The 6,200-nt window shown below is 41.6% G+C and carries 4 protein-coding genes, 1 rRNA gene and 2 pseudogenes; 4 read left to right on the top strand and 3 right to left on the bottom strand.

Features of this window, described 5'->3' with window-relative positions; genetic code table 11:
- Positions 1 to 97: 97 nt before the first annotated feature.
- The 4 genes and pseudogenes from rrf (at position 98) to B9T23_RS04195 (ending at position 4,256) form a co-directional block, all read left to right on the top strand.
- Positions 98 to 212, top strand: a 5S ribosomal RNA gene (rrf, locus tag B9T23_RS04210).
- Between the two features lie 191 nt (positions 213 to 403).
- Positions 404 to 875 (top strand): annotated as a pseudogene (locus B9T23_RS16920) (hypothetical protein); the annotation flags it as partial.
- 67 nt (positions 876 to 942) lie between these two features.
- Positions 943 to 3,363: a YgiQ family radical SAM protein gene (locus B9T23_RS04200; protein ID WP_086193114.1), complete on the top strand. Its 2,421-nt coding sequence runs from the start codon at positions 943 to 945 to the stop codon at positions 3,361 to 3,363.
- 347 nt (positions 3,364 to 3,710) lie between these two features.
- Positions 3,711 to 4,256: a DUF2726 domain-containing protein gene (locus tag B9T23_RS04195; protein ID WP_086193113.1), complete on the top strand. Its 546-nt coding sequence runs from the start codon at positions 3,711 to 3,713 to the stop codon at positions 4,254 to 4,256.
- 51 nt (positions 4,257 to 4,307) lie between these two features.
- Here B9T23_RS04195 and B9T23_RS04190 read toward each other — a convergent pair whose 3' ends face one another.
- The 3 genes and pseudogenes from B9T23_RS04190 to dinB form a co-directional block, all read right to left on the bottom strand.
- Positions 4,308 to 4,667 carry a RidA family protein gene (locus B9T23_RS04190; protein WP_086193112.1) on the bottom strand — a complete coding sequence of 120 codons (360 nt, stop codon included), beginning with the start codon at positions 4,665 to 4,667 and terminating at the stop codon, positions 4,308 to 4,310.
- A 61-nt stretch (positions 4,668 to 4,728) separates the two neighbouring features.
- A pseudogene (locus B9T23_RS16915) lies at positions 4,729 to 4,860 on the bottom strand (shikimate transporter); the annotation flags it as partial.
- Between the two features lie 268 nt (positions 4,861 to 5,128).
- The gene (gene dinB / locus B9T23_RS04185) at positions 5,129 to 6,184 is read right to left on the bottom strand and encodes a DNA polymerase IV (protein WP_086193111.1); all 1,056 of its coding nucleotides are present in this window, start codon (positions 6,182 to 6,184) and stop codon (positions 5,129 to 5,131) included.
- Positions 6,185 to 6,200: the final 16 nt, after the last annotated feature.

The raw sequence follows: 6,200 nt of genomic DNA, 5'->3' as shown, positions 1-6,200 counted from the left end.
ACTTTAACTCAAATATATCTGTTAATAACTCTTTTGACCAAAGCTAGGCATACACCCAGTGTAAATAAGACCATAGCGAGTAATCATAAACAGTTGTGCTGGCGACAATAGCAAGAGTGAACCACCTGATCCCTTCCCGAACTCAGAAGTGAAACCTCTTTGCGCTGATGGTAGTGTGGGGTTACCCATGTGAGAGTAAGTCATCGCCAGCTCATTATTCCTGAAAACACCCTGATCTAATCGGTCAGGGTGTTTTTTTATGCGCGGAATAAAGAGAAAAATAATGTAAAAGTTGCTAAAAAAGGCTCAAAACCCCCTCCTCATCAGCGCATTCATACCCAGAAAAAATCCTGTAAACGTTACTGTGGCTTCGCCCTCGTTAAATACATGTTTGTTGTAAGCTCATATTTCCGATATATACAGTTCACCTCATGCCGCTCATTGGGGAGCTAAGTTTGGATGAGAAAAAGTACTTGCTGCAATGTTGATGATCATGCCCATAGGTTTATGGTTGATGCTGATTTCTGCGATTGGGTAGGTTTTATTGGGACTGGTATTATTTACTTTTTCATTTTTTGCTGCACATTCAACCTCAAGTAGCTAGGTATCCGTACAATCCTTACAGTATCGTGTAGTGGGTTCTTCACTTTATCTATTTAGTTACTATATGGGATCCAGTATTTTGGGCAGTAGTAGCGGTTTAGTATGGGAAAACTAGGGTTGGAATGGCTTAACCTTGTTTATTAGCTGTGTGCTTGATGTTAGGTTTATTTTTTGCTATCCGACTCCATCTTTATAAACAACAAATAATTAAAGATTTAAATCACTGTTTTAGTATGTTTTTTAATCAAGAAAGTGGGCGGAATTCATGGTAAAATGATCGGCTTTCATCTTTGATCTAATTTTAAGATCTTCCATCTGCCAGCCGAGAATTTGCTAGCCATGTCTACAGCTTATACCGCACAGACAGCGCCGACCGCGTTGTTTGATTACGACAAATATTGGGCGTCTTGTTTTGAACCCGCACCATTTTTGCCGATGTCACGCGAGGAAATGGATCTACTCGGCTGGGATGCCTGTGACTTTATTTTAGTTTGTGGCGATGCTTATATCGACCACCCATCTTTCTGTTCAGGCATTATTGGACGTACCCTTGAAGCGCAAGGCTTCCGTGTGGGAATCATTGCTCAGCCAGATTGGACCGATCCTGAAGCATTCCGCGTATTGGGTAAACCGACCATTGCTTGGGGCGTGACCGCCGGCAATATGGATTCCATGATCAACCGTTATACGGCTGACCGTAAAATCCGTTCCGATGATGCTTATTCACCAGATAATCAGCCGAACAAACGCCCAGACCGTGCAGCAACTGTGTATTGTCAGCGCTGCCGTGAAGCATTCCCTGATGTGCCCGTACTTTTGGGTGGTATTGAAGCATCATTGCGTCGTATTGCACATTATGACTATTGGTCAGACAAAGTCCGTCGCTCGGTGTTGATGGATTCAAAAGCGGATTTATTGATGTACGGTAATGGCGAACGCTCTATTACTGAAGTAATGCACCGTTTGGCTAAAGGTGAAAAAATCCACGAAATTACCGATGTTCGTGGTACAGCATTTATTGTTAATAAACATAACCGTGCATCTAAAGCCAAGTTTGTTGAAATTGCATCGAATGATGTCGATAGCATTGGACGTGTTGATCCAATCATCAATCCGTATGTGATGACTGAAGATTTAGATGGTTGTGAAATAGAAAAAGATAAAGGTAATTCTTTAACTCAATATCAAAATTTCCAAAAAGAACCTGTTGCTAATCCAATTATCCGCGAAGGCGATAATCTGGATGCCGATACGCAAATTGTTCAGCTTCAGCCTGCGCCATCAAAAGCCATCAAACATAAATTGCCACCACGTGAACTGGCTGTCATTCGTTTACCTGCATTTGAAGAAGTGGCTGAAGATCCTGTTTTATATGCACATGCCAACCGTATTTTGCATTTGGAAACCAATCCCGGAAATGCTCGTGCCATGGTACAAAAACATGGTGAACGTGATGTCTGGTTAAATGCACCACCAATTCCGTTAACGACAGAAGAAATGGATTATGTGTTTGACTTGCCTTATGCACGTTTGCCACATCCAGTTTATGGTGAGGCACGTTTCCCCGCATTTGACATGATCAAGTTCTCCGTGAACATCATGCGTGGCTGTTTTGGCGGGTGTACTTTCTGTTCGATTACTGAACATGAAGGTCGTATTATTCAAAACCGTTCTGAAGAATCGATTCTGCGTGAAGTGGAAAAAATTCGTGATACAGCGCCTGGCTTTACCGGAATTATCTCTGACCTAGGTGGGCCGACTGCGAACATGTATCGTTTGCAGTGTAAAGATCCTGAAATTGAGAAAAACTGTCGTAAACCATCGTGTGTATTCCCAGGTGTTTGTCAAAACTTGCATACTGATCATGCACCGTTGACACAGTTATATCGTAAGGCACGTGAACTAAAAGGCATTAAAAAGATTCTGATTAGTTCAGGTTTGCGTTATGACCTGGCTGTATTGAACCCTGAATATGTGAAAGAACTGGTTCAGCATCATGTCGGTGGTTATCTGAAAATTGCACCGGAACATACCGAAAAAGGTCCATTGTCGAAGATGATGAAACCGGGTATTGGTACCTATGACCGTTTCAAACAGATGTTTGACCGTTTTAGTAAGGAAGCAGGGAAAGAGCAGTACCTTATTCCTTACTTCATCGCGGCGCATCCGGGTACTACCGATTATGACATGATGAACTTAGCGATTTGGTTGAAGAAAAATGGTTTCCGTGCTGATCAGGTACAGAATTTTTATCCTTCACCAATGGCAACAGCAACCACCATGTACCACACTGGTAAAAACCCGTTGGCGAAAGTGGCACGTTATACTGAAAATGTCGACATTGTGAAAGGGGACAAGCGTCGTCGCTTGCATAAAGCCTTCCTGCGTTACCATGATTCGAATAACTGGCCATTACTGCGTGAAGCATTGAAAGAAATGGGCCGTTCAGACCTGATTGGTAACTCGAAACAGCATTTGATTCCGACCTATCAGCCTGCAGGCACCGAAGGTCAGTATCAATCAGCACGTAAGAAAAACTCGACTGTTGCCGGTGATTCGCAAAAACGCAGCGGTGACAATGCTGTTCGTAATAATTCCGCAGCGAACCCGTCACGCCCGTCGAATACCAAAAAACGTCCTGAAAAAGGTCAGATCTTGACTCAGCATACCGGTTTACCACCCCGTGAAACAGGTGATGCTAAAAAACCGTTTGGTGGTCCTAAACCAAAAGGTAAATCTAAGCCGAAATCGAGAGCTTAGCCTTAAAAATAAAAAAGGATGCTACGGCATCCTTTTTTATGAATAACTGAAATAAATCATGCAGAAACATTTCGTCGGAATTGTCCGACAATATCCCATCGTCTTATTGCATCAGGGCTTAGGCTTGATATACCCTATTTATAGTGTCTAATAACGGATTTAATTTAGGCATCAATCATGAGCATAAAATCAGTGCAACTTTTTGTCAGCTTTTAAGATGATTTCGTCGTCATTTAAATGCAGTTTGTTTACTTAAAAAATTTAATAAAAATAAGAGTTGTATACTGAATTTGATAACAATCGGTGTGACACCGAAAAAGATTATAAAAATTTAAAGGACTAAGAGGATGATGGTTTATATTTTGGTCGGGAGTTTACTCCTATTTTGCGTACTGTGTATGGCTTGGAAAAGTCTGGAAAGCAGTAGCAAACAGCAAGATAGCGCTTTAAAGCAAAGGGCTATCTTTAATATTAACGAACAATTAACCTATACGCGACTCAAGGGAATATTGCCACAGAGCACTATATTGGCCCATGTTTCATTTGATGCGCTATTGACGACCAAATACTCTCGTACCCGCCATAAATATCGCAATATGGTGGCAGACTTTGTTGTGCTTGATGAACATCATCAAGTCACAGCCATTATTGCACTTGATGATCCCATGGCATTAAGACGTCCACAGAATGCGCAATATCAAGATGCACTTTTAGCTATGGCGGGATATCGTGTCATTCGCTATGAGGATGTGCCTGAGTATTATGAGTTAAGACAAGATTTCCTTCTTGAAAAATCTCCTCACAATCAGTTAGATATACAAGTTGCAGATACACCAAAGAAGTATAGTTTTTATCCTGAGCTGGAACGAAAGAAAATCCGAATCGTGGGGTAATAACAACAAGCATGAATTCATATGCGTTCATGCTTATTTATATCTATCGCTTTAATTTTCTGTACGGACAGCAGTAACCATCATTTCCACCAAAACGTCCGGTGCATAGAGTTTAGATTCAACACAGGTTCGTGCAGGCACTTGACCTTCAGCCACCCAGGCATCCCAAACTTCGTTCATTGCAGCATAGTCTTGTTGTATATCTTTTAAGAAAATCATCACCGACAAGATATTGCTTTTATCTGTTCCCGCATCTGCCAATAAGCGGTCAATATTATCTAAGGTTTCTTGCGTTTGCGCTTTAATATCCAGTGATGTGTCATTGGCCAATTGACCGGCTAAATGCACCAGATTACCTGAAATCGCCACTTCGCAATAACGCTTTTCTACATGTAGACGCTGAACATTCATCAAATTTTAATCCTGTGTTTTGGGTATTATTGCTGCGACAATTATAATCAGTAAATTGCCACACATTGTCAGCCATACTTGGGAAAAATTGGTTTTTTAAAATGAGTGTGGCAACAATGCCAAAGTAGAAATCGTACCAATCGACAACAGCATCAATGAAACTACTGAGTGCGGTTTTAAGCGCGTGTTGTTCTTAGAGTAGAGGTTCTTGGAGATTTACAGAAATATTCGCAGAAGATATGCAAGAGGGAGTTCCATGGTTTACAACAGAGTTGCCCTGTAATATTCGGATTTGATCGTCACGCCAATCACAGGACAGCATGCTAAAAGTAAAGGTGATTTTTAGCATCTCAGCGGCTACATGGATAAATGTATCGCGCCAATAGAGTACCGCAAAAATAGCAGTTGTGTATCATCAATTGGTCTAATTTTATTCTTTTGATTGAAAAACATTCAAATGCTTACCACAACGAAAGCTGCGGCTGATCCAGCTGGTCAGAAAGTTGGTGAACCCCAACCCCGATTAAGCGAAATTGAACATGTTCAGGAATCTGCATTTCAATCAACAATTGCTGCAGTACATCTTCCAGTTGCTTCTGATTTTCTAGGGGCTGTTTAAAGCTCTTACTATGCTGTAAAACCTGGAAATTTTTCAGTTTCAGTTTGGCCGAAACGCCGCGTGCACAAAGTTGTTTTTTCTCTAAAATTTGCCAGACTTGATCCATCAGTTTGGACCAATAATTCTGACATTGGGTTAAGGTGAGGTCATCATCAAAGGTGGTTTCCTTGGAAATCTGCTGGCGTTCACGTTCAGCTTGCACCGGTCGCTCATCAATCCCTTGGGCATAGAGAAACAGCTGCTTGCCGTATTTTCCAAAATGCTGAATCAGCACCGCTTCGTCAATTTGCTGTAAATCGCCCAAAGTTTCCAATTGCAAAATTTTGAGTTTTTCTTGGGTGACTTTACCCACACCGGGAATTTTCTTTAAAGGCAAATCCTGAATAAAGTTCTGCACTTGTGAGGGTTTAATTACACAGATGCCATTGGGTTTATGCCAGTCCGAAGCAATTTTCGCTAAAAATTTATTTGGAGCGACACCCGCTGATGCGGTTAAGCCTGTGGCTTGGAAAATATCTTCCCGGATTCGCATGGCCACTTCGGTTGCACTGGGAACGTTCTGTAAATTTTCTGTGACATCTAAATAGGCTTCATCTAAAGACAACGGTTCAATGAGCGGTGTATAACGCTGAAAAATATGATGAATTTTGACAGAGATAGCACGATATTTTTCAAAATTGGGTTCAATCACCACCACTTGTGGACAGCGTTTTTTAGCTTGTGACATCGACATGGCTGAGCGCAAACCAAACTCGCGTGCAGGATAAGAGGCAGCACAAATCACAGCACGTGGATGATGCGAGGAAACCACCACAGGTAAATGCTTTAGGTCAGGTCGGTCTTTGAGTTCCACGGATGCAAAAAAGGCATCCATATCGATGTGAATGATTTTTCTCATGCAGCCCTAATTCTGC

The organism is Acinetobacter terrae, from assembly GCF_002135195.1.
Lineage (GTDB): Bacteria > Pseudomonadota > Gammaproteobacteria > Pseudomonadales > Moraxellaceae > Acinetobacter > Acinetobacter terrae.
The sequence above is the reverse complement of the archived record's forward strand: the minus strand, read 5'-3'. Positions and strand labels throughout refer to the sequence as shown.

Coding starts and splice junctions, on each gene's coding strand:
- B9T23_RS04200 (WP_086193114.1), top strand. CDS start 943: ATGTCTACAGCTTATACCGCACAGACAGCGCCGACCGCGTTGTTTGAT.
- B9T23_RS04195 (WP_086193113.1), top strand. CDS start 3,711: ATGATGGTTTATATTTTGGTCGGGAGTTTACTCCTATTTTGCGTACTG.
- B9T23_RS04190 (WP_086193112.1), bottom strand. CDS start 4,667: ATGAATGTTCAGCGTCTACATGTAGAAAAGCGTTATTGCGAAGTGGCG.
- dinB (WP_086193111.1), bottom strand. CDS start 6,184: ATGAGAAAAATCATTCACATCGATATGGATGCCTTTTTTGCATCCGTG.